Here is a 23,324-nt window from a genome sequence, read left to right as displayed (position 1 = left end):
GCGACGGCGGCACCCTGGCCTTCGCGCCGGCCGCCTGGGCGTCCTTCGTCGAGGGCCGTGGCGTCGGCGGGGGCGGCCAGGTCGAGCACCCGATCGCCGTACCGGTCCAGCAGTTCGGTGAGGTCGAGGAGCCGCCCCCGGGCGGCCATCAGCTCGATGGCGAGCGGCAGCCCACCGAGGCGGCGAACCAGCGCGGCAAGCGCGGGCAACTCGTCGGGGGTGGGTGTCTCCCGGCGGACCTGGGCGAGCCGGGCGGTGAACAGCGCCACCGCCGGCCACGTTTCGAGCGTGGCCAGTCCGGTGTGTGCGACGTCCGAGGGGGGCACGTCGAGCGGCGCGACCGGCCAGACCCGCTCGCCCGGTAGGCCAACGGGGTGCCGACCGGTGACCAGCACCCGCAGCGACGGCAGAGCCGCGGTCAGCCGGTGCACCGTCGCGGCGACCGGACCCGGGGCGCGTTCCACCGCGTCCATCACCAGCAGGACCGGTCGGCCGGCGAGCTGTGCCACGAGTTCCGTCGGCCGCGCCGCGCCGAGCACGGCCATCGAGGCGGCGAGTACGTCCGGACCGTCCGAGCCTTCGCCGATCAGCACCCCGGCCACTCCGGCCGGGTGGGCTGGGGCCACCACGTGCGCCACCGACGTCGCCAGGGCGGTCTTGCCGACGCCGGCCAGCCCGACCAGGCTCACCAGCCGGGGCCCACGCTCCACGGTCAGCATGGCGGTCAGCTCGGTGATGTCGCGGTCCCGACCGATCAGCGCGACCGGAGGCGGGAGGCTGACCGGCCGGTCGGAGGACGGGACAGCGATCGCCGTCGAGGTGGTGTCCGGCCGGGTTGGTTCGGTGCCGGAGCCGCGGGCCGCAGCCAGGAACGCCGCCCGATCGGCGCCGGCCAACGCCAACGCCGCGGCGAGCAGGTCCACAGTGGTGCGCTGCGGCCGGACCGCCCGACCACGTTCCAGATCACGCACCGTCCGCACGCCCACCCCGGCCCGGGACGCCAGCTCGGCCTGGGTCAGGCCGGCGGCGCGTCGATGCTCGCGGAGCAGCTCCGGCAGTGGGGTACGGCCAGCCGGGCTCCGTGACCCATCGTGATCCGGAGTCATGGGCACGAAGAGTACGGATCGACTCCGACGGTTGGCAGTCGAACGTCGGGCTATTGACGCCCACCCGCCGAAATCCGACAGCCGTACGGCCAGCCCGTCCGGTACGGACGGCGGGTGGAACCGTTCAGAGGCCCAGGTCCCGAGCGATGATCATCCGCTGCACCTCGCTGGTGCCCTCGCCGATCTCCAGGATCTTGGAGTCCCGCCAGAAGCGGGCCACCGGGTACTCGTTCATGAAGCCGTACCCGCCGTGGATCTGGGTCGCTTCCCGGGCGTTGTCGACAGCGATCGTGCTGGCGTGCAGCTTGGCGATGGCCGCCTGCCGCTTGAACGGCTCGCCGGCCAGCATCCGGGCGGCGGCATCGTAGTAGGCCAGCCGGGCGGTGTGCGCCTTCAGCTCCATGTCCGCGATCTTGAACTGGATCGCCTGGTTGGCGCCGATCGGCTGACCGAAGGCGTGCCGTTCCTTCGCGTACTTGATCGACTCGTCGACACAGCCCTGGGCGAGGCCGACGGCCAACGCGGCGATGGCGATCCGACCCTCGTCGAGGATCCGCAGGAACTGCGCGAAACCCCGACCCCGCGCGCCGAGCAGGTTCGCCGCCGGTACGCGGCAGTCGTCGAAGGTCAGCTCGTGGGTGTCCGAGGCGGTCCATCCCACCTTGGAGTAGCCCGGCGCGACGGTGAACCCGGGCGTTCCGGTCGGCACGATGATCGTCGACAACTCCTTGGAGCCGTCCGGGTTCGTGCCGGTCACCGCCGTGACGGTCACCATGGCCGTGATGTCGGTGCCCGAGTTGGTGATGAACGCCTTCGACCCGTTGATCACCCACTCGTCGCCGTCCAGCACCGCGCGGGTCTGGGTGCCGGCGGCGTCCGAGCCGGTGCCCGGCTCGGTGAGCCCGAAGCCGGCCAACGCCTCGCCGCTGAGCAGCTTGGGCAGCCAGGTCGCCTTCTGCTCCTCGGTGCCGAAGCGGTAGATCGGCATCGCGCCCAACGAGACCGCCGCCTCCAGCGTGATGGCCACGCTGGAGTCGACCCGTGCCAACTCCTCCAACGCCAGGCAGAGCGCGAAGTAGTCGCCGCCCATCCCACCGTGCTCCTCGGCGAAGGGCAGGCCGAACAGGCCCATCTTGCCCATCTGCCGGATCACCTCGTACGGAAAGGTGTGCTGCTCGTAGTGCTCGGCGATGACCGGGGCGACCACCTCGCGTGCGAAGTCCCGCACACTCTCCCGCAGCGCCGTTTGTTCGTCGGTGAGCCGGAAGTCCATCTCATCCTCCTGTGGGGACGGTCCGCCGGGCGCTCGTGACGCCGGGGCGGGTCGCTGTGCGGGCGGTCGAGGATCAGACCGGGGTCACGCCGTGCCGGCGTCGGGAGAAGTGCCGGTCCTTCGTACGCGCCGCCGCGAAGCGACGGACCAGCTCGGTACGCAGGTCGTGCGGCTCGACGATGGCATCCACCACGAGCTCGCTGGCGAGCCGGACCACGTCGATGTCCTGCTCGTACTCGGCCCGCTTGGCGGCCACGAAGGCAGTCCGCTCGGCCTCGTCCTCGATGGCGGCGATCTTGTTGGCGTAGACGGCGTTCACGGCGGCCTCGGCCCCCATCACCGCGATCTTCGCGGTCGGCAGGGCGATCGTGGCATCCGGCTCGAACCCGGGGCCGGCCATCGCGTAGAGGCCCGCGCCGTACGCCTTGCGGACCACCACGCAGATCTTCGGGACCGTCGCCTCGGAGATCGCGGTGATCATCTTTGCGCCGTGCCGGATGATGCCCTGCTTCTCCACGGCGCTGCCGACCATGAAGCCGGGTACGTCGCTGAGGAACAGCAGCGGCACGTTGAACGCGTCGCAGAGCTGCACGAACCGGGTCGCCTTGTCGGCCGAGTCGACGAAGAGCACGCCGCCCTTGAACATCGAGTTGTTGCCGACCACGCCGACGACCTGCCCGTCGAGGCGGCCGAAGCCGACGGTCAGCTCCTTGGCCCAGAGGGCCTGGATCTCGAAGAACGAACCCTCGTCGAGCAGGCCCTTGGCGTACCGCCGCATGTCGAACGCCTGCCGCTCGCTGGCCGGCACCAGCGCGGCCAGGTCGACCTTCGCGGGCGCGGCGACGGCCGGCGCGGCCGGCGGCGTCTGGGTCCAGTTCGCCGGGAGGTACGACAGATAGGTCTTCACCACGTCGAGCGCGTCGGCCTCGGTCTTGCAGAGGAAGTGCCCCACGCCGGATTCGGCGGTGTGCACCTTCGCCCCGCCCATCGCCTCCAGGGTGGTCTTCTCGCCGGTGACCATCTCGACCATCCGGTCGGAGCCGAGATACATGCTCGCGTTGCCGTCGACCAGGGCCACGACGTCGCAGAACGCCGGAATGTACGCCCCACCGGCGGCGCTCGGGCCGAACAGCGCGCACACCTGCGGGATCGAACCCGAGGCGCGCACCTGGTTCCAGAAGATCTTGCCGGCGCCGCGGCGGCCGGGGAAGAGGTCGACCTGGTCGGTGATCCGCGCGCCGGCCGAGTCGACCAGGTAGACCATCGGCACGCCGGCGCCGTACGCCCGCTCGATGATCCGGATGATCTTTTCGACGGTGCGGGCGCCCCAGCTGCCGGCCTTGACGGTGGAGTCGTTGGCCATCAGGCAGACCTGTCGGCCGTCGATCGTGGCGGTGCCGGTGACCACCCCGTCGGCGGGTAACCCTTCGGCCATCGAGTTCGCGTAGAGGCCGTCCTCGACGAACGAACCCTCGTCGACCAGGAGCGCGACCCGCTCACGGGCGAAGAGCTTGCCCTTGGCCGCGTTGGCCGCGTGGTACTTGTCCGCGCCGCCGGACCGGGCCCGCTTGCGCAGCTGCTCCAGTGCCTCACCGTCGAGCGTCACGCCGACTCCCTCGCCATACTGACCTGAACGATCGTTAGGCTAGCGCATCGGCGTGGTTGTCGGCGACCTACGAGCGAACCAGACAGTTGGGCCGAGAGCAAGACATTGAAAAACGTAAATACATATCGCTAGGCTCCTGGCACCCCTCCTCCCAGATTGGAGTCAGCGATGACCTCACGACTCAATCGGCTCGCCGTCGCGGTGCTCGCGACGACACTCGCCACCCTCGGCGTCACGGTCGCCAACCCGTCGCCCGCGTCCGCCGCCATGACCATCTGCTACAACACCAGCCAGGCAGGCAGCTACGCCGGCACCGCCAACCAGGCCGCCTCGATCTGGAACAACGCCACAGTCAACCTGACGCTCTCCGCCAACTGCGGCTCCAACCTGCGGATCTACCAGATCACCGGCGGCGGCTCGTACGCCGTCCGGACCAGCCTCGGCAACGGCCGGGTCTACATCGACACCCAGCAGGCCGCGCAGTACAGCCCGCTTCGCATCATGACCCACGAGATCGGGCACATCCTCGGCCTGCCGGACAACTACAACGGCAACTGCTCGCTGCTGATGTCCGGTGGCAGCGCCGGCACCAGCTGCACCAACCCGTACCCGAGCAGCGCCGAGGCGAACCGGGTGAGCAACCTCTTCGCCGGTACCCGCATCGCCACCGAGCGCAGCACCGACCGCGCCGAGGCGGACATCTTCCGCGACAGCTGGCCGAGCATGCTCACCCCGGTGGGCTGATCGACCTGGTCCGTCGGAGGGGCCGGCCTCATGCCGGCCCCTCCCCGCGTCTCACTCAGCTCGGCATCGGGGTCAGTCGGGTCCGCGGACCAGCCCGCAGCACACCCGACGGCAACTTCTTGCCGAGCAGCTCCTCGGCCAGCTCCGCCGCCTCGATGAGGGCCGCCAGGTCGATGCCGGTGTCGATGCCCATGTCGTGCAGCATGTGCACGGCCTCCTCGGTCGCCAGGTTGCCGCTCGCCCCCGGCGCGTACGGGCAGCCGCCCAGGCCACCGACGCTGGCGTCGAACTCGGTCACCCCCAGCTCCAACGCGGTCAACAGGTTGGCCAGCGCCGTCCCCCGGGTGTTGTGGAAGTGCAGCAGCACCGGCACGTTCGCGTTCCGGTCGCGTACCGCGGTCAGCAGCTCACGGACCCGGCGTGGCGTGCCCATGCCGGTGGTGTCGCCGAACGCGACCCGGTCCGCGCCGTCCCGGACCACCCGGTCGACGATGCCGGCCACCCGCGCCGGGTCGACGTCCCCCTCGTACGGGCAGCCGAAGCTGGTCGCCACGATCACCTCCACCCGCGCGGACGCGCCGTGCAGCAGGTCGATCAGTTCGGCGATGTCGTCCAGCGACTCGTCGGTCGACCGGTTGACGTTGCGGCGGTTGTGCGTGTCGCTGGCGGAGACCACCACCTCGATCTCGGTGAACCCGGCGGCGAGGGCCCGCTGGGCGCCCCGGGTGTTCGGCACCAGCGCCGAGTACCGCACCTCGTCGGCCTTGGCCGCCCGCTGCCACACCTCGTCGGCGTCGGCCATCTGCGGGATCGCCTTCGGATGCACGAACGACACCGCCTCGATCCGGCGCACACCGGTGCCGGAGAGGGCGTCGAGCAGACGGACCTTGGCGTCGGTCGGGATCGGGTCCTCGTTCTGCAACCCGTCCCGTGGCCCGACCTCGCGGATCGAGACAAAATCTGGCAACTGGCTCATCGGTCACCTCGCTGTGACGTCGGATCGGGACGGCATGTCGGCCGCTTTGCTCTGCTGCCCTATGTGCGACGGCTACTGTCCGTCATCGGAAAGCCGCTGTCGCATATAGGTAAGCAGAGCAAAGGGCCCACCAACCAGTCTCGCCCGGCCGCCGGACCGCACCGCCAGCCGCACCGCCGGGCCGCACCGCCGGGCGGGCGCCGGGCGACGGGCGACGGGCCGCCCGGCGGCCTGACGGTTTAGCGCATCCGGGAGACGATGCCCGTGTCGTAGGCGCCGGAGCGGAACTCCTCGTTGTCCAGCAGCTCGGCGAAGAAGGGCAGGTTGTTCTTCGGGCCGACGACCTGGAACCCGGCGACCGCCTCCTTCGCGCGTTCGAGCACCTCGTCGCGGGTCGCCCCGGTGATGATCAACTTGGCCAGCAGGCTGTCGTAGAACTGGGTGACGGTGTTGCCCTCGGTGTAGCCGGAGTCCACCCGGACACCGTCCCCCGCCGGCTCCACCCAGGTCCTGATCACGCCGGGGCCGGGAAAGAAGCGCTTCGGGTCCTCCGCGTTGATCCGCATCTCGATCGCGTGCCCGGCCGGCGTCAGGGCGTCCGGGTCGAACGTCGGCGCCAGCCCGGAGGCCACCCGCAACTGCTCCTCGACCAGGTCGATCCCGTAGACGTACTCAGTCACCGGGTGTTCCACCTGGAGCCGGGTGTTCATCTCCAGGAAGAAAAACTCCCCGGAGGCCGGGTCGAGCAGACACTCCACCGTGCCGGCGTTGCGGTAACTGACCGCCTCACCCGCGCGCACCGCCGCCGCCAGGAGGCGCGACCGCAGCTCCGGCGAGACCGCCGGGGACGGAGACTCCTCGACCAGCTTCTGGTTCCGTCGCTGCACCGAGCACTCCCGCTCGCCGAGCGCCACCACCCGACCGTCGGCCAGGCCGAGGATCTGCACCTCGACGTGGCGCACCCGGGGGAAGTACCGCTCGATCAACACCGACCCGTCGCCGAACATCCGCTCGGCGAACACGCGCACCTTGTCGTACTCGGTGCGCAGCGCGGCCTCGTCGACGGCGACGCCCATGCCCATGCCGCCGCCACCGGCCGCGGCCTTGACCATCACCGGGTAGCCGATCTCGGCGGCGGCCGTCACCGCCGCGTCCAGGTCGGCTGCCGGGTCGGTGGTGCCCGGCGCGACCGGAACACCGGCCGCCGCCATCAGGTTCCGGGCATTGATCTTGTCGCCCATCGCGGTGATCGCATCCGCGTCGGGGCCGACCCAGATCAGGCCGCCGGCCTCGACGGTACGGGCGAACTCGGCGTTCTCCGACAGGAATCCGTAGCCGGGGTGGATGGCCTGCGCACCTGTCGCCTTCGCGGCGGCGAGGATCGCCTCGGTGTTGCGGTAGCTCAGCGCCGGGTTCGCCGGGCCGATGAGGACCGCCTCGTCCGCCTCCGCCACGAACGGCAGGTCGGCGTCGGCCTCCGAGTGAACCGCGATGGCGCGGATGCCGAGCCGCTTGGCGGTCCGGATGATCCGGCGGGCGATCTCACCCCGATTGGCTACCAGCAGTGACTCGATCATGTTTCCTCCCGGCGTCCGGATGGTGGGACGGTGGTTAGGGAATCATGACCGACGAACCTCTGACGAGTCGGGCTCAGGCGAGCAACGCGGCAAGTGTCGCGCCGCGCAGCAGCTCGGCCCGGCGACGCCGGTCCACCTCACCGCCCAGGAACGGAGTCGAGTTCATCAACCCGAACGCGGCGTGCGCGAGCACCCGCGCCTCACCGTCGGGCATGCCCGGGTGCAGGGCGGTGAGCACTGTCACCCACTCCTCGACGTAGAGCCGTTGCAGGCGACGGATCCGTCGTCTCGGCTCCTCCGGCAGGCGGTCCAACTCGTGCAGGTGCAACGCGATCACGGCCGGGTTGGCCAGCGCGAACTCGACGTGGAAGTCGATCAGCGACTCCAGGACGCCGCGCGGGTCGTCCGGATGCCCGGCGGCGCGTTCCCGCCCGCCGGCCAGCAACCCTTCACTGACCGGGATCAGCGCGGCGGCCAGCATGGCCTCCTTGCCGGCGAAGTGGTGGTAGAGCGCCGGACCGGTGACCCCCGCCGCCGCGCCGATGTCGTCCATCGACACACCGTGATAGCCCCGCGCGGCGAACAGACCGACCGCGATCTCCAGGATCTCGTCCTTGCGGGACCTGCGCCGGCCCGCGCCCGCCGCACCCCGTGCCTGCTGCTCCACCGTCACCGGGCAAGCCTAGACCGCGATCTGGCCCCGGTGGGCCGCTGGTTGGCGAGCGGTTGAGCACACCTCGGCGCGGACCGCCGCGCTCAGTCGTCGTCCGGGTCGAGGTCGTGCTCCGTTCGCAGCGCGGCGGCCTCGGCGGGCCGGTCCAGCAGATCCAGGGCACGGGCCAGCAGCCAGGCCGTCTGGCGGACCGGTCGCGAGTCGGCCGGCAGCCCACCGAGAACCCGTCGCAGGAGCGGCTCCGCCTCCGCCGGACGGTCCAGTCGAAGCAGCAGCTCACCGACGAGGATCTCCACCTGGGCGGCCTCACCGAAAGCCTCGATCGACCGTAACCGGTCGGGCACCCCGTCCAGCCGCGCCAACGCCTCGTCCGGCCGGTTCTCGGTCGTCAGCACCCGTGCCCCGACCTCGGCGACCATCGCCAGTTCGTACGTCACCGGTGGCTCCGACTGCCCGGCCAGCGTCACCGCCAGCGCGTCCGCCTGCTCGACGGCGCGAGTCGCCGCCGGCCGGTCGTCCGCCCAGAACCAGGCGTACGCCTCTCGCCGGCGCGCCCGCAACTCGTCCAGCGGCAGGTCGCCGAGCCGGTACGCGTCGGCGGCTGCGGCGAACCGCTCCGCGCCGGCCGCGTCCCGGTCCGCGTCGTAGAGGATGTCCCCGGCCTCCTCCAGCACCTGCGCCCGGTACGGGAGGTTGTCCGGACCATCCAGGTTGTCGGCCAACTGCTCCAGCAGGGTCAGCGCCGGTTTGATCTCGCCGAGCCCGGCGTACACGCCGGCCAGCAGGTGCCGGCACCGGTCCGCCTCGGCCTGGGCGCCGAGCCGGTCGAGACCGAGGACCGCCTCCTCGGCGACCTCGGCCGCCTCGCCGAGCCGACCCACCATCCGGTACGCGTTCGCCAACTCCCACCGCAGGAACGCGTCCCCCTCGGCGCCCCGCTCCACGCAGAGCGTCACCGCCTCGACGAAGTCGTCCACCGCGTCGGCGGCCCGGCCGGCCGCGAGCAACGCGCGGGCACGGGCAACGCGAACGGGCAACTCCGCTTCCGTCGGCGCCGACGCCAGCGCCTCGTCGCAGGCGGCCACCGCTTCGGCCGGGTCGTCCACCGTCCGGGCGTACGCCAGGGAGGCCGCCGTGACCAGCTCGTCGACTCCCACGTCCCGGCCGATGCGGCGGGCCTCGGCAGCGGCGGTTCGCGCGTCGTCGAGACGATCCGACTGCTCCAACACGTGCGCGCGGTGCAGCGCGACCCGGGCCGCCAGGTACGGGTCACCACCCGCATCGGCGGGCACCCGGTCCAGCGCCGCGAGCGCCTCGGCCCAGCGTTCCTGCTGGAGCAGCGCCAACGCCACCCGGTGGTGGGCGGAGGCCCGCTGCCGGGCGTCGCCGTCCCGGTCGAGCACCTCCGCTGCCTTCCGGACCAAGGCCAACCCCTCGTCGGCGTCGTCGGACCGGGACAACAGCACGCCGAGCCGCCCCGCGACCACCTGGGCGGACAGCTCGTCGCCCTCCGTCAGGTAGAGGTCCAGAGCCGCTCGGTTCGACTCGATGGCGCCCGGCAGGTCGTCCTCGTCGCCGCGCTCGGCCGCCCGCAACGCCATCCGCTGCGCGACAGTACGCGGCGGCAGGTCGGCTGCGCCGAACCGCTCGTCGTAGGCGGCCAACGCCGCCCGGAACGTGACCGGGTCGTGCCGACCCCAGCTCTGCTCGGCGAGGTCCAGGAGCTCGTCCGGCCCGGCGTCGGCGGGCACTGTCGGTGCGGGTGCCTCGGGCTTGCCGGCGCGCGTCGCGTCGCCGGCCGCCACCGGGCGCCCCTCGCGGAGGGACGTGGTCGGCTCGTCCCCGCCCGTGAGTGGCCGGCGACGGCGGACGCTCGCGGACAGCGGCAGGTGCTCACCGCTCGGTCGCACAGCGAGCCGGCGGGCGATCCACTCCGACTGATGGGTGCTGCCGTTGCGGGCGTCGAAACGCTCCGCCAACTCGGTAGCGGTTCGCGTCAGCTCGTCGGCGAGCACCGACGCGGACACCTCGCCGGCCGGTCGGCCCTCGGCAGCGCGGCGGTACAGGGTCGCCTCACCACGCTCACCGGCCTGGCGCAGCGCTGCGGCGGCCGTCGCAGCGAAATGCATCGCGGCGGCCGGCGACGGTGCCCGGTCCAGCCAGTCCACGTGCCGTTCGACCAACTCGACCGCCCGCGCCTCGTTCCCGGTCAACGTGCAGAACTCGACGTGGTCGCCGATGTCCCACAGGTCGGCGAGGTTGCCGCGCAACCGGCGGTACGCCTCCCGGTGCGCGTCCCGCGCCGACTCGGCCCGCCCGGTCCGCAGGTACGGCAGGAGCAGCGCGGTGAGGATCGCCTGCGGTTGCTCGTTGCAGGTGAGCCGGCCAGCGAGCACCGGCTCGGACAGCGCCACCGCCTCCGCGTCCCGCCCGGTGTCGGCGAGGTAGTTCACCTGGCTCGTCGGGTCACAGCCGGCGCAGTCGGAGAGGTCGTCGCGCGGAGTGGTCTGCCAGAGCCGGTACCAGTGCGCGGCAGCCTCGGCGTCGCCCACGTGGTTGGCGACCCGGAACCGGTGCTTGTGGACGGTCTGCAAGCTGTGCCCGCCGGTCCGGTAGCGGCGTTCCATGTCGTCCAGCACCGCGTACGTGCGGTCGAGGGGCACCTCCGGGAAGTTCAGCAACCCGGTGACCATGTACTTGAAGTGCCACAGCAGGTTGTGCGCGTGACGCTGGTGATAGGGCTGCGGGTCACTGTCGAACTCGGACAGACACCAGGAGAACGTCACGAAGGACTTCGCCGGTTCGCCGCCGTAGATGTAACCGGTGGTGGCCTGCATCCGGGTGACGAAGGCCAGGTGCCGGTCGTCGGCGGCGTCCACCCGGCGCAGCAACTGCTCGAGCGCGGCGATCTGCCCCGCCCCGTACGGCATGTCGGAGATGCCGCGCAGCACCCGCCACAGATCCTCGTCGCTCATGCTCGCTCCTGTCCCGGTACGGCCCGGCCGAGCAGGCCGAGGAAGGAATCGTTCAGCAGCGCCGCGTCGGCAGCGCGGATCGGATGGTGGCCGAGTAGCAGCGCTTGGCCGTACAGCGCCTCGACGGCGAGCCCCACCAACTCCGGGTCGGCCAGCGCGGTGACCCGGCGGACCAACGGGTTGCGGTGGTTGAGCACCAACTGCGGGCGGTCCGGCGGCGCGGTGGCGGCGAGGGCGTCGAGGACCCCGCCCCACAGTTCGTCGGCCCGGTCGCGGCTAGCCGCCAGCTGGTCGTTGAACGCCGCCGACCTGCTGACCAGGTACAGCGCGGGCAGCGACACCGGCTCGTACGCCCGGATCACCACCTCGCAGCCGGACCGTTCGACGGCCCGCTGCGCGGAGGCGAGGAACGGCCGCAGCGCCAGCTCCGCCTGCGGGTCGAGCGCGTTGAACCGGGTGGTCAGGTCGCTCGGTTCCAGCCGTTCGATCAGCACCGAGCGGTCCACCGCCGGCAGCCGCTCGATCAGCTCGGTGTCGTACGTGTAGCCGCCGTTGACCACCGCCAGGTCCTGCGCGGCGGCCACCGCGGCGAGCTGCCGGAACTCGTCCAGGCTCGCCGCGTAGCGGAGCACGCCGTAGCGCTCCCGGAACTCGGCGAGGGTGAGCGTGCCGACGTTGGTGTCCATCGGCCACCACCTGTCGACCAGCTGGAGCATTTCGTCGTCGTGCAGCGCCAGTGCCTTCACGCCCAGGTGGTGCACCTGGAGGAACTCGGCCAGCCGGTGCGGGTCGTGCCGGGCCAGCCGGACCAGCCAGCCGCGTACCTGGTCGCCGAGCGCCTCCCGGGTCGTGGTCAGCAGGGTGTCCTCGTAGAGGGCCTCCCGGCTGGCGGTGGGGCGCAGCTCGGTGGCGTCCACCACGCAGTGCGCGAAGAAGGCCCAGTCCGGCAGCAACCCGTCGGCGTGCTCGGTGAGCAGCATCCGCTTGAGGTAGACCCGGTGCCCAGCACGGGCCGCCGGGTTCACCGGGGTGGGCAGGATGAAGGCGACACCGGTGAGCCCGGCCTCCGGCACGCTCAGGGGCAGCACGTCGAACGGGTCGATGCCGAGCGTCTCCCGGGCGTACGCGACAAGCGCCGCCCGGTCGACCGGCGCGCCGGGGACGGTCGGCCAGGGCGGTACGCCGGTGGTGGTGACCACGTCGCCGACCCGGACGGTGACCGGCAGCAGTGACCCGAAGAGCCGGGCCAGGTCGGTGACGGTAGGGGTGGCGAACCACTGGTCGGCATCGCGGCGGGGCACCAGCGTGACGGTGGTACCCGGTTCGGCGCGGGAGGCTTCCGGTGGCGCCAGGCTCACCGCGTACCGGCCGTCGGCGTACCCGGTCCAGCGCACCGTGGGGTGGTCGCCGTTGCGGGTGAACACCTGGATCTCGTCGGCGACAAGAAAGCAGGAGAGCAGGCCGATGCCGAACTGGCCGAGGAACTCGTGCCGGGAGAAGCCGAGTTCGTCCCTCTTGGAGCTGCGGCCGATGGTGGCCAGCAACTCGTGCACCTGCGCCTCCGTCAGTCCGATGCCGGTGTCGTGCACCCGCAGCGTGCCGTCGCCGGTCATCTCCGGTGTCTCGATGCGGACCAGCGCCGGCGCGTCCGGCTCGGTCGAGCGCCGCGCGGTGATCGCGTCCACCGCGTTCTGCAGCAGCTCGCGCACGTAGACCCGCGGACTGCCGTAGAGATGGTGGCTGAGCAGATCGACCACGCCACGGAGGTCGACCTGGAAGGTGTGGTCCACGTGCGTTTCTCCCCCGGTCCCGAAATGCCGGCGCCCACCGTACCGATGATCACCGACACGCGCGTCCCCCTTTCGCCCGGCGGCTTGACCCTCGACCAGGTCGAACCAGCACGGTCGCCGGATGACCTCCACAGCTCTGGGCCGGGACTTCCGGTTGCTCTGGTCCGCCGCCGTCTCGTCGCGGTTCGGGGACGCGCTGCGTACCCCCGCACTGGCCCTGCTGGCCGCGACCGTGACCCGCGATCCGCGGATCATCGCGGCGGTCACCGTGGCGGGTCAGTTGCCACCGTTGCTCTTCGGCCTGCTCGGTGGCGTGTACGCGGACCGCTGGGACCGTCGTCGGACGATGGCAGTGGTCGACGGGGTACGCGCCGCCGTGGTGGCGGCACTAGCGGTGGCGGTCGCCCTCCATCGGGCCAGCGTCCTGGTGCTGCTGGTGGCGGCGTTCCTCCTCGCCGCGCTGGGCACTCTGTTCGACTCCGCCTCGTTCGCCCTGCTTCCCGCGCTGGTGCCACCGGATGCGTTGCCCAGGGCGAACGGACGACTTCAGGCGGGTACCGCGGTTGCCGGCGGTTTCCTGGGGGCGCCGGCCGCCGGTGTCCTCTTCGCCGTCGCACCGGCCCTTCCGTTCGCCCTCGACGCCGTCACCTTCGCCGTGGCCGCGCTGCTCGTGCTGGCCCTGACCCCAGCGCCCGTCGCGGGCACGCAGCCACGGTCCGGGGTACGGCGCGGATCGGTGTGGGGTGAGATCGTCGAAGGGCTGCGCTGGCTGTACGCGCACCGGACACTGTGGCGGGTCACGGTGCTCACCTCCGCGAGCAATCTGGCGATCAGCGGGATCATGGCGGTGCTGGTGCTCTACGCGCTGGACGTGTTGCGGGTGCCGCCGGCCGGGTACGGGCTGTTCGCCGCCGCCGCCATCGTCGGTGGCGTGGTCGGGGCGCTCGGGTCTGGTCGGCTGGCCGCCCGACTCGGCACGGTCCCGGCGCTGGGCGTGGTGCTCGCCGCGGAGACCGTGGCGTTGAGCGGGTTCGCGCTGGCCCGGCATCCGGTGCCGGGCGGCTTCGCGTTGGCCGTGTTCGCCGCCGGCACCGTGGTGTGGAACAGCCTGTGGGCGTCGTACGGGCAGCGGAACGTGCCGGCCGGGCTGCTCGGCCGGGTCGGGGCGGCCCAGCGGATGGTCGGTCTGCTCACCGCCCCGGTCGGCGCGGCGCTTGCCGGGCTGGCCGCCGCCGCATTCGGGACGGTGCCGGTGATGGGCGCGGCAGCGGGCGTGTTCGCGCTGGTCACCGTCGCAGCGTGGCGGGCACTGCGGCCGGTGTCGCCGGCTTAGCTCGACGGCCGGTCTCACCGGCTCAGCTCGGCCTCTGTCTCCCGGTGGGACAGCCCGGACAGACGCAGCGCGATCCGTCGACGGACCGGCGGCACCGCACCGATCAACCGGAGCAGCACGTCCCGGGCCGGCCGGCGGGCCGGGGAGACGGTGGCCAGCCGGGTCAGCCCGGCGGCGAAGCTCATCACGTCCTCGGCCATCGGCCGCTGCCGGGTGTTGTAGTCGTCGAGCAGCGTGTCCGGGCCACCGTCGAACACGTCCGCCAGCGCGGTGCCGAGGGCGACCGCGTCGCAGATCCCGAGGTTCATGCCCTGCCCACCGGCCGGGCTGTGCACGTGCCCGGCGTCTCCGGCCAGCAGCACCGACCCGGCTCGGAAGGTGTCGGCGATCCGGTGGTGGACCCGGAACCGGGAGCCCCAGAGCACCTCGGTCACCCGGTCGGGTCTCCGTGCCGGGCCGCGTTCGTCGAGCAGCGCCTGGAGGTACGCCCGGTCCGGTGCGGGTGGGGCGTCCGCCACGGCGGCGACCAGTCGGACCACCCCGTCCGGCAGCGGCGCCCAGATCAACGGGCCGGGTCGGGCGAGGAAGAGTGCCGCCTCGTCGCGCGGCAGAACGCTTCGCACCCGTACGTCGGCGAGTACGAAGGACTCCTCGTCGTTCGGGCCGGTGAAGCCGATGCCGGCCAACTGCCGCACGGTGCTGTGCAGGCCGTCCGCGCCGACGACGAACCGGGCGCGCAACGGCTCCCCGTCGACCTGCGCGAGCACCCCGTCGCCGGTGTCGGTGAGCCCGGTCAGTCGGCACTGTCGTCGCACCTGGACGCCGAGGTCGGCGAGCTGCCCGGCGAGCACCGCCTCGGTCACCGCCTGGGAGACCAGCAGCGCGTAGGGGTAGCGGGACGGCAGCTCGTGGAACGGCACCGTCAGCAGCACCCGGTCCCGGTCACGCACTGTGAAACGCGGCGTCCGCACCGCCTGGGCGATCAACGGCGCCGCCGCGCCGATCCGGTCCAGCACCTCCAGGGTGTACGCGTGCACGACCGCCGCGCGGGACGTCGTGGGCGGCTCGGCCAGCTTGTCCAGCAGTGTCACGCCGACTCCGCGTCGAGCCAGCGTCAGGGCGGTGGCGAGACCGGTAGGGCCCGCGCCCACCACCAGAACGTCGGTGCTCATGGCCACCTCCAGATGATCATTGCCAACACATGTTGGCAAACACTTGTTGGCGACATTAGAACCCTGCTGATTGCGTGTCAACAGTTGTTGGCATACGGTCGTTGACATGACAGTGCCCGCTCCGCAGACCCAACCCCGCCGCTCGGACGCCACCCGGGCGGCGATCCTGCGAGCAGCCCGCGAACGATTCGCCGCAGACGGGTACGAGCGCGCCACGATCAGGGCCATCGCCGCCGACGCCCAGATCGACCCGTCGATGGTCATGCGCTACTACGGCAGCAAGGAGGGTCTCTTCGCGGCGGCGGCCGAGTTCGACCTACGCCTGCCCGACCTGACCCCCATCCCGCCCGAGCAACTCGGCGAGACGCTCGTCCGGCACTTCCTCAGCCGGTGGGACGGCGACGAGACCCTCGTGGCGCTGCTGCGGGCCGCCAGCACCAACCCCGGCGCCGCCGAACGGATGCGCGACATCTTCGCCAACCAACTCACCACGGCGGTGGCCGCCTTCGGCACCGACCCGACGACAACCGCACGCCGTGCGGGTCTGGTGGCCAGTCAGGTCCTCGGCCTCGCCTTCACCAGGTACGTCGTCCGCCTGCCGCCCATGGTGGACACGACACCGGAGGACCTGGTCTCCTGGATCGCGCCGACCCTCCAGCGCTACCTGACCGGAACACCGGGAAGCTGACCCAACCTTTTACCTCCTCCCGTGCGTCTGGCAGGTGACGCGCATCGGGACGGCCGGGAGGAGGGCGGATGGCACCGAAGGGTGACGACGGGCGCGACGGCTACCTCGCCTTCGTGGAGAGCCACCAACACCGACTGCTCCGCGCGGCGTACCTGATCTGCGGCAACCCACACCAGGCCGAGGACCTGCTCCAGGACGCGCTCCTGAAGCTCGCGCTGCGATGGGGCTCGGTCCGCAACGCCGACCCCTCCGCGTACGTGCGGGCCATCCTCTACCGCGACTCGGTGTCGTGGTGGCGTCGCCGACGGCGGGAGTGGCTCAGCGCCGCGCCGCCGGATCAGGTTGCCCACGACCGGGACGGCGCCTTACGGCTGACGCTGCACGACGCGCTGGGCCTGCTGCCACCACGGCAACGGGCCGTGCTGGTGCTGCGCTACTACGAGGATCTGACCGAGGTCGCCACTGCCGAGGCGCTCGGGGTGACCGTCGGCACCGTCAAGAGCCAGTGTCACGCGGCGCTACGTCGACTCCGCGAGGTCGCACCGGACCTCGCCCGGGACACCCGACCGAGCCAGGGCTCGGCCGGCCTGGCCAGCGGTCTGGAGGTGAACCCGTGAACGAGCAGGACCTACGCCGACTGATGACCGTCAGCGTCGAGGACGTGCTGCCCAGCCAACCGGCCACCGCCGGATGGGAGCGGGCCCGCCGCACCCGGCGTACCCGAAGGGCCGTCGCGGCGGCGGCGTTGGCCGTGGCACTCGTCGGCGGTGGAACGGTGGCCGCACTGCGCTCGTCCGCCGATCCTCCGCCGGACATTCCGGTGGCCCCGACCGTCGAACCCACCCACTCCGGCCCGGTCCAGCGACCTCCCGACAATCTGACCTATCTGCCGGACCCGTTGAACCGGCTCGGCGCCCCGGCGACCGTGCCGCTCTCCGAGCGACCGGTCCAACGGGCGCGGGCGCTGTTCCAACCGGTCGACGAGGAGAACCGCGCGGACGGTCCGGTCCGGGTTCTCGGCGACGACGGCGTGGTGCGCAGTCTGGACGTGGTGACGCTGGCGCCCACCCGGGACGCGAGCGGCAACGAGGCGGTCGCCGTGAAGCCGGGAGTGCTGTCGCCGGACGGCCGGTCGGCCGCGTTCGCCCAGAACGACGAGCTGATCATGGTCGACCTCACCACGGCAGCCGTCCGCCGAATACCGCTCGAGGGATACCTGGAGTTGGTCGTGTGGGCGCACGATCGGGTGCTGGTCGGAGGCGAGGACCGGACGTACGCGGTGGACCGGGTCACCGGGGTCGCCACCACGATCGACGTGTCGACCTGGGTCGTGGCCGCACCCGACCCGGAGGCCGGCCGCGACGCCCCGCTGATCGAGATGATCGGCGAACGGGACGCCCTGAAGCTGCGCAGCAGGACAGCCCGCGAGGCGGAAATCCGTTCCGAGCAACCCGTCACCCGCGGTGCGCTGCCCTCGCCGTACGCGATCAACGAGTTCTACGGCCGGGGCTGGCTGCACGGCGAGCGGCTGGCCAGCTCGGCGTGGATCACCAGCAGTGAGATCGACGGCGCCGAGGGGGCGGCCGTGCTGGACGCACGGACCGGCGCCGTGTCCCATCTGCTCGACCTGGGCCGGGATCGGGCCAAGGGCTGCTGCGAGGTGCTGGGCTGGGACAACAAGGGCTCAGTGCTCCTTCGGCTGGAGCCGGCTGCCCTGGCCCGTTGGAACCCGGAGACCGGCGAGATCACCGGCATCGTCCGCGACCTGCGCGGGGCGATAGCACTCGCCAGCTGACGGCCGTCCCCACGCGACCGGGGCAATCGCGTGGGGACGGCCGTACGGCTCATGCGGCGAAGCCGCCGAACCCGCTCAGGAGGCGAGGCCGCCGGGCTGGTCGCCCTTGACCACAGGTGCCCGGACCAGGTTGCCCCACTCGGTCCACGACCCGTCGTAGTTGCGCACCTGCGGGTAACCCAGCAGGTGCCGCAGCACGAACCAGGTGTGGCTGGACCGCTCACCGATCCGGCAGTACGCGATCACGTCGTCGGCCGGGCTGAGCCCGAGCTGGTCGGCGTAGATCGCGCGCAGCTCGTCGGCGGACTTGAAGGTGCCGTCGTCGTTGGCGGCGGACTTCCACGGCTTGCTCACCGCACCGGGAATGTGCCCGCCACGCAGCGCGCCCTCCTGCGGGTAGTCCGGCATGTGCAGCGTCTCGCCCGTGTACTCACCCGGCGAACGGACGTCGACCAGCGGCCGGCCGGCGGCGATGTGCGCCATGACCTGCTCGCGGTACGCCCGCAGCGGCGCGTCGTCGCGCAGGGGCACCGGGTAGTCGGCGCGCGGTCGATTCGTCTTGTCGCGGGTCACCTCGCGGCCCTCGGCGATCCACTTCTGCCGACCGCCGTCGAGCAGTCGCACGTCGGCGTGGCCGAAGAGCGAGAACACCCAGAGGGCGTACGCGGCCCACCAGTTGAAGTTGTCGCCGTAGAACACGACGGTGTCGCCCCGGCCGATGCCCTTCGCGGCACACAGCTCGGCGAAGCTCTCGGCGTCCAGGTAGTCCCGGGTCACCTGGTCGTTCAGCTCCAGGTGCCAGTCGACCTTCACGGCACCGGGAATGTGACCGGATTCGTAGAGCAGCACGTCCTCGTCGGACTCGACGACGACGAGGCCCTCGTCGCCCAGGTGCTCGGCCAGCCACTCGGTGGTGACCAGCCGCTGTGGGTCCGCGTACGACTGGAGGCGGGGATCGGGATCGCTCGGCACAGACATGATCCCCAAACTACGCCGCGACACGGCCGCACGGCCCGCCATCGAGCATCGGGGACGACACATGTGGCGCGGGGAACGTTCGCGGTGCCGTTCAGGCGCGGCGGTGGACGATCCGACCGGCGACCACGGTCACCAGACAGACACCGTCGACACGGTGGACCGCGAGGTCGGCGCGCCCGCCCGGAAGCAGCGCCGCCGACACCGCGACTGGCAGCACCAGCAGGTCGCTCCTGTCGACGGCGGCCCGCAGCAGCGGGTCGGTCAGGTGCTCGGCCACCACCGCCGTCACCCCGTTGCGCAGCAGCGCGTGCACCCGCTCGCGTGGGGTGGGCGCCGGCGGCAGCGGGCCGTCGTGCAACAGACCCGGACCCAGGGTGCCGGGCCAACGGCGGACCCGAACGCCCGGGTGCGCCGCAGTCAACTCGGCCAGCGGCCCGACGGCCTCGATCCGGTCGCCGCCCACGAGTACGGCGTGCTCCGGCACCGCCTCGCCGACCCGGTCGCGCCGCAGCAGCGGCGCGGTGTGCAGGGTGAGCACGCTCAGTCGACGATGGGCCCGAGCAGCGGGCGCTTGGCCGTCACCGTGTCGCCGGACGACCGGCCGGTGAGCCGCCGCCGCACCCACGGCGCGAGGTGCTGACCGGCCCACCGCAGGTCGGCGGCGCGGGCGGCAAGCCACGGCGACGGGGCCGGGTGCGGCGGGACCATCAGCCACTCCTCGTCGCAACCCACCCCGAGCGCGTTCAACACCTGCCCCGCGACCCGCCGGTGCCCGGCCGCGGAGAGATGCAACCGGTCGGTGCTCCAGAGCATCGGGTTGAGGAAGGTGTCGTCGGCGTACAGATCGACCATGATCGCGCCGTGCCGCTCGGCGGTCTCGCCGACCGCCTGGTTGAGCAACTGCACCCGGGGAGCAACGAGCCGCTGGCCGGGCAGCCGGGCCATCACGTCGGCGAACCGGAACAACAGCACGTCCGCACCACCCGAACGCAGTTGCCGGACCACCTCGTCGAAGCGGGCCACCAGCGTGTCCGGGTCGAAGGTGCGGCGCAGAACGTCGTTGCCGCCGGCCGCGAAGCTGATCAGGTCGGGCTTCATCGCCACCGCCGCCGGCACCTGCTCGGCGACCACGCCGGGGAAGAGCCGGCCCCGGATGGCCAGGTTCGCGTACCGGAAGTCGGGGCCCGCCTCGGCGGCGAGCCGGGTCGCCACCAGGTCCGCCCAACCCCGGAAGGTGCCGTCCGGGTACGCGTCGTCCATACCCTCGGTGAAGCTGTCCCCGACCGCGACAAAACTGCGCCAGCGCACCCGCGCCCCCTTACGCCATTCGTTGCCTGCGGCAAGAAGTCTGTCACCGGAGGCACCGCCGGCACCGCCCCGAACGGCCGACGTGGCGGAGGTCATGGGCCAGCCGCGCGACACCCCCGGTCCGGCGGTCGGATCGACAGGAGGGACCGGCCGCCCCCGTGAGCGGCCGGTCCCTCGTCGTAACCGGTGGAAGTCCACCGGTTGGGTCAACCCAGCAGTCCGCCCCACGGCTGGCCGACCGGAACCGCCGCGCTTGTCTGCACCCGGCCGTCAGCGCCGTACCGGACCAACCGGTACGCCGGGGCGTCGTCCGCCGGGGTCGCGGTGTTGACCTGGACCACCAGACCGCCGTCAGCCAGGGCGACCGCTTCGACCGCCTGGCCGTGGCCGGTCGGCTCGCTCCAGGCCCGCTCGAGCGGCGTCAGTTCGGTGGCCTTCCCACTGGCGGCGTCCACCCGGTAGGCGCGGAACCGCCAGCCGCATCCACATTCACCGGCGTTGGGCACGTGGGTGCTGATGACGAGGGACCTACCGTCGCGGGAGATCCCGGCAACCCCGTCGATGACGAGGCCCCTCGGCACGCTCGGCGTGATCGAGCGTTCGGCGCCGCGCTCGTCGCGGACCCGCACCACTCGGTCGGTGAACTGGGCGATCCACCCAGCGGACACCGTCGGGCAGCTCGCCTGCCGGGTGGCGACCACCGTCCGGCCGGTGCCGTCGGCATTGATGGCGACGATGGTCCAGACCTTGTCCCGGCCCAGGCCGAACAGCACCCGGTCGGAGTCGAGCCAGCTCGGGGCGCAGGTCTGCTGTCCCTGTGTCGGGATGGCGCGCTGGTTCGTGCCGTCGAAGTCGCTGATCACCAGGCGCTGGGCGGACGCCTCGACCCACGCGGCCCGCCGGCCGTCCGGCGCGACGGCGATCTGCCCGGCGGCCGTACCGTTGCCCGGACGGCCCTCACGCACCACCTGCCAGCTTCCATCCGAGGTACGCCGCCAGATCCGAGCCGGATCGTTCTGCTTCTGGCCGTACTCCTGGGCGGTGTACCAGGTCAGCTGCGGCCACTGGGACGAGCCGACGGCCGGTGCGGCCGGGGCCGCAGTGACGGGGGCCGCGTCGGATCCGGAACCACCCGCCCCGCCGACCGAGGTGTCACTGGTCGCGGGAACAGCACCGCCGTTTCCGGCGGGAGCGGACGCGCGGTCCGGCCCGGCGGAACCGCAGGCCGTGGTACCAAGCGTCAGGAACAGCAGGGCGGCCGTACCGACGAGGACGCGGGAACGACGGGCGGGCTGGGTGAACGGGCCGAGGTTCATGGTGTTACTCCTTCATGGAGTTCGCTACCGAGCGGGACAACACCCAGGACGAGCCCTCGGTCGTGGTGAGTTGCCGCCGCCGGACGCCGCTATCCGACAGTCGGATCCGCCCGCCCCGGCAACCATTTCCGCAGGTGACGGACCGTGATCAACGACTTTGCAGGGCCGGTGCGGAGACCGCGGAAGGGCGGGCCACCCGGAGGTGACCCGCCCTTCGAAGCGCTGGTCGTCAGGACACGACGGCCAGGATCTGCATGTCCTTCAGGGCCGCCGGTTCGGCGGTCTCGGAGATCTTCCTGCCGTCCTCGCCGACCAGCAGCACGGCGTACCCGCTGCCGGCGTTGACCCGCACGACCATCGACCCGTCGGACTGGAAGTACACCTGCCGCAGCTCGCGTCCACCCAACGGCAACGCGAACTCCTTGCCGGTACGGGTGTCCAAGACGACATTGACCCGTAGGTCGCGAGCACCGTCGCCAGAATCCCCAGAAGACCGGTCCCGCAGCAGGGCGATCCGGGAGCCGTTCGGGGAGAGGCTGACGATATCTCTGGTGTGCCATCCGCCCGGGGAGAAGCCGGGGACGACTCGTTTCTTCCTGCCGTCGGCCCCGTAGAGGGTGACCCCGTAGTCGGTGGTCATGGCGATGGTCCGACCGTCCGCCGCCCAGAAGGCGTCGCAGCCCTCGGGTTCAGTGGCCCACCAGCTCACGGTTTTTCCCGCCGAGCGCATGTCCACCACGCCGTACCGCCCGGGGCCACCCGATGTCTTCAACTCCCGGAACAGCAGCTGCCGACCACCCGGCGACCAGGCCGCGCCGACGCAGTAAGGGTCGACGTTCGCGCGCACCCTCTGCCTGTCGGAGCCGTCGACGTCGGAGACGAAGAGTTCATTCTCGGGGCTCACCCAGGCCACCCGGTAACCGTCCGACGAGACGCCCGAGTTTCCCCTCATCGCGATGTCGGGCATCGCCAGCAGCCAAACCGGGCTTTCGCCGGGGCGCCAGGACCCAAGGTTCCACGTCTGCTCGCTGGTCACCTCGACGGGGCCGTAGAAGAGTTTGCCGATCTTCGCCGTCGGCGTGTTCGGGCTGGATCCGCCGTCGGGGGAGCCGGGTGCTCCGCTGGTGCTGGTGGACGGCGTCGAGCTGGGCGACTGGGTCGGCGTCGGGCTCGCCGTGACCGACGGGGTGTCGGCGGGCAGTGGGGGCGAGGACTGATCGGGTCGAACGGCGAAGGCGGTGCCGGCCGCCGCCGCGATCAACACCAGAGCGGCGGCCGACATGGCCACCGCCCGCTGGACACCGAGCCGTCGCGACGTACGCAGCGTCCGGTCCCGCAGGTCGACCACGGCGACCTCCTCGGCCAGCTCGGTCAGATCGAGCCGGAGGCGCTGGTCGTTCATTGGGCGCTTCCTTCCAGGACGTACAGCTCGGCGAGTTCGGGCGCGACGACGCGCAGCTTGGCCAGTGACTTCGCTGTCTGGCTCTTCACGGTGCCGACGGTGACGCCGAGCAGGTCGGCGGTCTCCACCTCGCTGCGGTCCTCGAAGAACCGCAGCACCAGCACGGCCCGCTGTTTCGGGGAGAGCTTCGCCAGCGCGGCCCGGAGAGTGAGCCGCAGGCTGGTCTGTTGGGCGTGGTCCGGGGCCGAGTCGCCTCCGCGTGGCTCGGGCAGGTCGCCCGGCATCGACTCGGATACCCGGCGACGCCGCCACCAGGAAACCTGTAGGTGGTACATGGTCTTTCGGGTGTACGCCTCGGCGTTGCCGCTGTGGTGCAGCCGGTTCCAGGACCGGTGTGTGCGGGCCAGAGCAGACTGGACGAGGTCCTCCGCGAGGTGCTGGTCACCGGTGAGCAGGTACGCCGAGCGCAGTAACGCCGGCGTGCGAGTACGGACGAACGAGTCGAACTCACTCACTAGAGGGTCCACACGGGCCGATCCTTCGGGTAGTGAGGCTGGGGGTGGGGTGCTGCCTTCCCAGACGCGAGTCGACACGGCAATGGTTGCCGCCCGC

Annotated in this window: 20 protein-coding genes; 5 read left to right on the top strand and 15 right to left on the bottom strand. The window is 71.8% G+C overall.

Annotated features, from left to right (window positions below):
- From ACWCO3_RS01380 to ACWCO3_RS01370, 3 genes are all read right to left on the bottom strand, one after another.
- A partial coding sequence (locus ACWCO3_RS01380) for an ATP-binding protein (protein ID WP_450007874.1) occupies positions 1–1,106 on the bottom strand: 1,106 nt, incomplete at its 3' end.
- A 124-nt stretch (positions 1,107–1,230) separates the two neighbouring features.
- Positions 1,231–2,379, bottom strand: coding sequence for an acyl-CoA dehydrogenase family protein (locus ACWCO3_RS01375; RefSeq protein WP_145778286.1), 1,149 nt, complete (start codon positions 2,377–2,379; stop codon positions 1,231–1,233).
- 73 nt (positions 2,380–2,452) lie between these two features.
- Positions 2,453–3,985, bottom strand: coding sequence for an acyl-CoA carboxylase subunit beta (locus ACWCO3_RS01370; protein ID WP_145778287.1), 1,533 nt, complete (start codon positions 3,983–3,985; stop codon positions 2,453–2,455).
- A 168-nt stretch (positions 3,986–4,153) separates the two neighbouring features.
- On the opposite strand from ACWCO3_RS01370, the gene ACWCO3_RS01365 reads away from it, so the two are divergent.
- Positions 4,154–4,729 carry a snapalysin family zinc-dependent metalloprotease gene (locus ACWCO3_RS01365; protein WP_269681742.1) on the top strand — a complete coding sequence of 192 codons (576 nt, stop codon included), beginning with the start codon at positions 4,154–4,156 and terminating at the stop codon, positions 4,727–4,729.
- 55 nt (positions 4,730–4,784) lie between these two features.
- Here ACWCO3_RS01365 and ACWCO3_RS01360 read toward each other — a convergent pair whose 3' ends face one another.
- The 5 genes from ACWCO3_RS01360 to ACWCO3_RS01340 all read right to left on the bottom strand — a co-directional run bounded on the left by ACWCO3_RS01360 (position 4,785) and on the right by ACWCO3_RS01340 (position 12,720).
- Positions 4,785–5,705, bottom strand: a complete 921-nt coding sequence (locus ACWCO3_RS01360; RefSeq protein ID WP_450007871.1) for a hydroxymethylglutaryl-CoA lyase — start codon at positions 5,703–5,705, stop codon at positions 4,785–4,787.
- A gap of 239 nt (positions 5,706–5,944) precedes the next feature.
- Complete coding sequence (locus ACWCO3_RS01355) at positions 5,945–7,282, bottom strand: acetyl-CoA carboxylase biotin carboxylase subunit (protein WP_145778290.1); 1,338 nt, start codon at positions 7,280–7,282, stop codon at positions 5,945–5,947.
- A gap of 73 nt (positions 7,283–7,355) precedes the next feature.
- Positions 7,356–7,955, bottom strand: coding sequence for a TetR/AcrR family transcriptional regulator (locus ACWCO3_RS01350; protein WP_145778291.1), 600 nt, complete (start codon positions 7,953–7,955; stop codon positions 7,356–7,358).
- A gap of 83 nt (positions 7,956–8,038) precedes the next feature.
- On the bottom strand, positions 8,039–10,930 hold the full coding sequence (locus tag ACWCO3_RS01345; RefSeq protein WP_357931791.1) for a hypothetical protein: 2,892 nt from the start codon (positions 10,928–10,930) through the stop codon (positions 8,039–8,041).
- Entirely contained in the window at positions 10,927–12,720 is a 1,794-nt protein-coding gene (locus ACWCO3_RS01340) for an HSP90 family protein (protein ID WP_145778293.1), read from the bottom strand. Before ACWCO3_RS01340 ends, ACWCO3_RS01345 begins: the two co-directional genes overlap by 4 nt.
- Before the next feature lie 121 nt (positions 12,721–12,841).
- Here ACWCO3_RS01340 and ACWCO3_RS01335 point away from each other — a divergent pair, with 121 nt between their 5' ends.
- Positions 12,842–14,053 (top strand): MFS transporter, encoded by a 1,212-nt coding sequence (locus ACWCO3_RS01335; protein ID WP_450007867.1) that lies wholly within the window; start codon positions 12,842–12,844, stop codon positions 14,051–14,053.
- A gap of 14 nt (positions 14,054–14,067) precedes the next feature.
- Here ACWCO3_RS01335 and ACWCO3_RS01330 read toward each other — a convergent pair whose 3' ends face one another.
- Positions 14,068–15,225, bottom strand: a complete 1,158-nt coding sequence (locus tag ACWCO3_RS01330) for an FAD-dependent oxidoreductase (protein ID WP_145778295.1) — start codon at positions 15,223–15,225, stop codon at positions 14,068–14,070.
- A 106-nt stretch (positions 15,226–15,331) separates the two neighbouring features.
- Here ACWCO3_RS01330 and ACWCO3_RS01325 point away from each other — a divergent pair, with 106 nt between their 5' ends.
- The 3 genes from ACWCO3_RS01325 to ACWCO3_RS01315 all read left to right on the top strand — a co-directional run bounded on the left by ACWCO3_RS01325 (position 15,332) and on the right by ACWCO3_RS01315 (position 17,708).
- Positions 15,332–15,913, top strand: coding sequence for a TetR/AcrR family transcriptional regulator (locus ACWCO3_RS01325; RefSeq protein WP_357931798.1), 582 nt, complete (start codon positions 15,332–15,334; stop codon positions 15,911–15,913).
- A 68-nt stretch (positions 15,914–15,981) separates the two neighbouring features.
- Entirely contained in the window at positions 15,982–16,530 is a 549-nt protein-coding gene (locus ACWCO3_RS01320) for a SigE family RNA polymerase sigma factor (RefSeq protein WP_450007865.1), read from the top strand.
- On the top strand, positions 16,527–17,708 hold the full coding sequence (locus ACWCO3_RS01315) for a hypothetical protein (RefSeq protein ID WP_450007863.1): 1,182 nt from the start codon (positions 16,527–16,529) through the stop codon (positions 17,706–17,708). Before ACWCO3_RS01320 ends, ACWCO3_RS01315 begins: the two co-directional genes overlap by 4 nt.
- A gap of 75 nt (positions 17,709–17,783) precedes the next feature.
- On the opposite strand, the gene ACWCO3_RS01310 is transcribed toward ACWCO3_RS01315, so the two are convergent.
- The 6 genes from ACWCO3_RS01310 to ACWCO3_RS01285 form a co-directional block, all read right to left on the bottom strand.
- Positions 17,784–18,686 (bottom strand): sulfurtransferase, encoded by a 903-nt coding sequence (locus ACWCO3_RS01310; protein ID WP_145778299.1) that lies wholly within the window; start codon positions 18,684–18,686, stop codon positions 17,784–17,786.
- Between the two features lie 91 nt (positions 18,687–18,777).
- A complete protein-coding gene (locus ACWCO3_RS01305) occupies positions 18,778–19,224 on the bottom strand; it encodes an imidazolonepropionase-like domain-containing protein (RefSeq protein WP_145778300.1) in 447 nt (148 codons plus the stop codon).
- Between the two features lie 2 nt (positions 19,225–19,226).
- The gene (locus tag ACWCO3_RS01300; protein ID WP_145785388.1) at positions 19,227–19,994 is read right to left on the bottom strand and encodes an SGNH/GDSL hydrolase family protein; all 768 of its coding nucleotides are present in this window, start codon (positions 19,992–19,994) and stop codon (positions 19,227–19,229) included.
- Between the two features lie 206 nt (positions 19,995–20,200).
- Positions 20,201–21,310 (bottom strand): TolB family protein, encoded by a 1,110-nt coding sequence (locus tag ACWCO3_RS01295; RefSeq protein WP_358162429.1) that lies wholly within the window; start codon positions 21,308–21,310, stop codon positions 20,201–20,203.
- Between the two features lie 229 nt (positions 21,311–21,539).
- Positions 21,540–22,712, bottom strand: coding sequence for a TolB family protein (locus tag ACWCO3_RS01290; protein WP_145778302.1), 1,173 nt, complete (start codon positions 22,710–22,712; stop codon positions 21,540–21,542).
- Entirely contained in the window at positions 22,709–23,239 is a 531-nt protein-coding gene (locus ACWCO3_RS01285) for a SigE family RNA polymerase sigma factor (RefSeq protein ID WP_145778303.1), read from the bottom strand. The genes ACWCO3_RS01290 and ACWCO3_RS01285 overlap by 4 nt, the downstream gene beginning before the upstream one ends.
- Between the last annotated feature and the right edge of the window lie 85 nt (positions 23,240–23,324).

It is taken from the genome of Micromonospora sp. NPDC002411 (assembly GCF_053592955.1).
Note: the sequence above shows the minus strand (reverse complement) of the source record. Positions and strands in the feature narration are given on the sequence as shown.

Coding starts and splice junctions, on each gene's coding strand:
- ACWCO3_RS01365 (WP_269681742.1), top strand. CDS start 4,154: ATGACCTCACGACTCAATCGGCTCGCCGTCGCGGTGCTCGCGACGACA.
- ACWCO3_RS01345 (WP_357931791.1), bottom strand. CDS start 10,930: ATGAGCGACGAGGATCTGTGGCGGGTGCTGCGCGGCATCTCCGACATG.
- ACWCO3_RS01330 (WP_145778295.1), bottom strand. CDS start 15,225: ATGAGCACCGACGTTCTGGTGGTGGGCGCGGGCCCTACCGGTCTCGCC.
- ACWCO3_RS01335 (WP_450007867.1), top strand. CDS start 12,842: ATGACCTCCACAGCTCTGGGCCGGGACTTCCGGTTGCTCTGGTCCGCC.
- ACWCO3_RS01290 (WP_145778302.1), bottom strand. CDS start 22,712: ATGAACGACCAGCGCCTCCGGCTCGATCTGACCGAGCTGGCCGAGGAG.
- ACWCO3_RS01360 (WP_450007871.1), bottom strand. CDS start 5,705: ATGAGCCAGTTGCCAGATTTTGTCTCGATCCGCGAGGTCGGGCCACGG.
- ACWCO3_RS01320 (WP_450007865.1), top strand. CDS start 15,982: ATGGCACCGAAGGGTGACGACGGGCGCGACGGCTACCTCGCCTTCGTG.
- ACWCO3_RS01310 (WP_145778299.1), bottom strand. CDS start 18,686: ATGTCTGTGCCGAGCGATCCCGATCCCCGCCTCCAGTCGTACGCGGAC.
- ACWCO3_RS01375 (WP_145778286.1), bottom strand. CDS start 2,379: ATGGACTTCCGGCTCACCGACGAACAAACGGCGCTGCGGGAGAGTGTG.
- ACWCO3_RS01355 (WP_145778290.1), bottom strand. CDS start 7,282: ATGATCGAGTCACTGCTGGTAGCCAATCGGGGTGAGATCGCCCGCCGG.
- ACWCO3_RS01325 (WP_357931798.1), top strand. CDS start 15,332: ATGACAGTGCCCGCTCCGCAGACCCAACCCCGCCGCTCGGACGCCACC.
- ACWCO3_RS01295 (WP_358162429.1), bottom strand. CDS start 21,310: ATGAACCTCGGCCCGTTCACCCAGCCCGCCCGTCGTTCCCGCGTCCTC.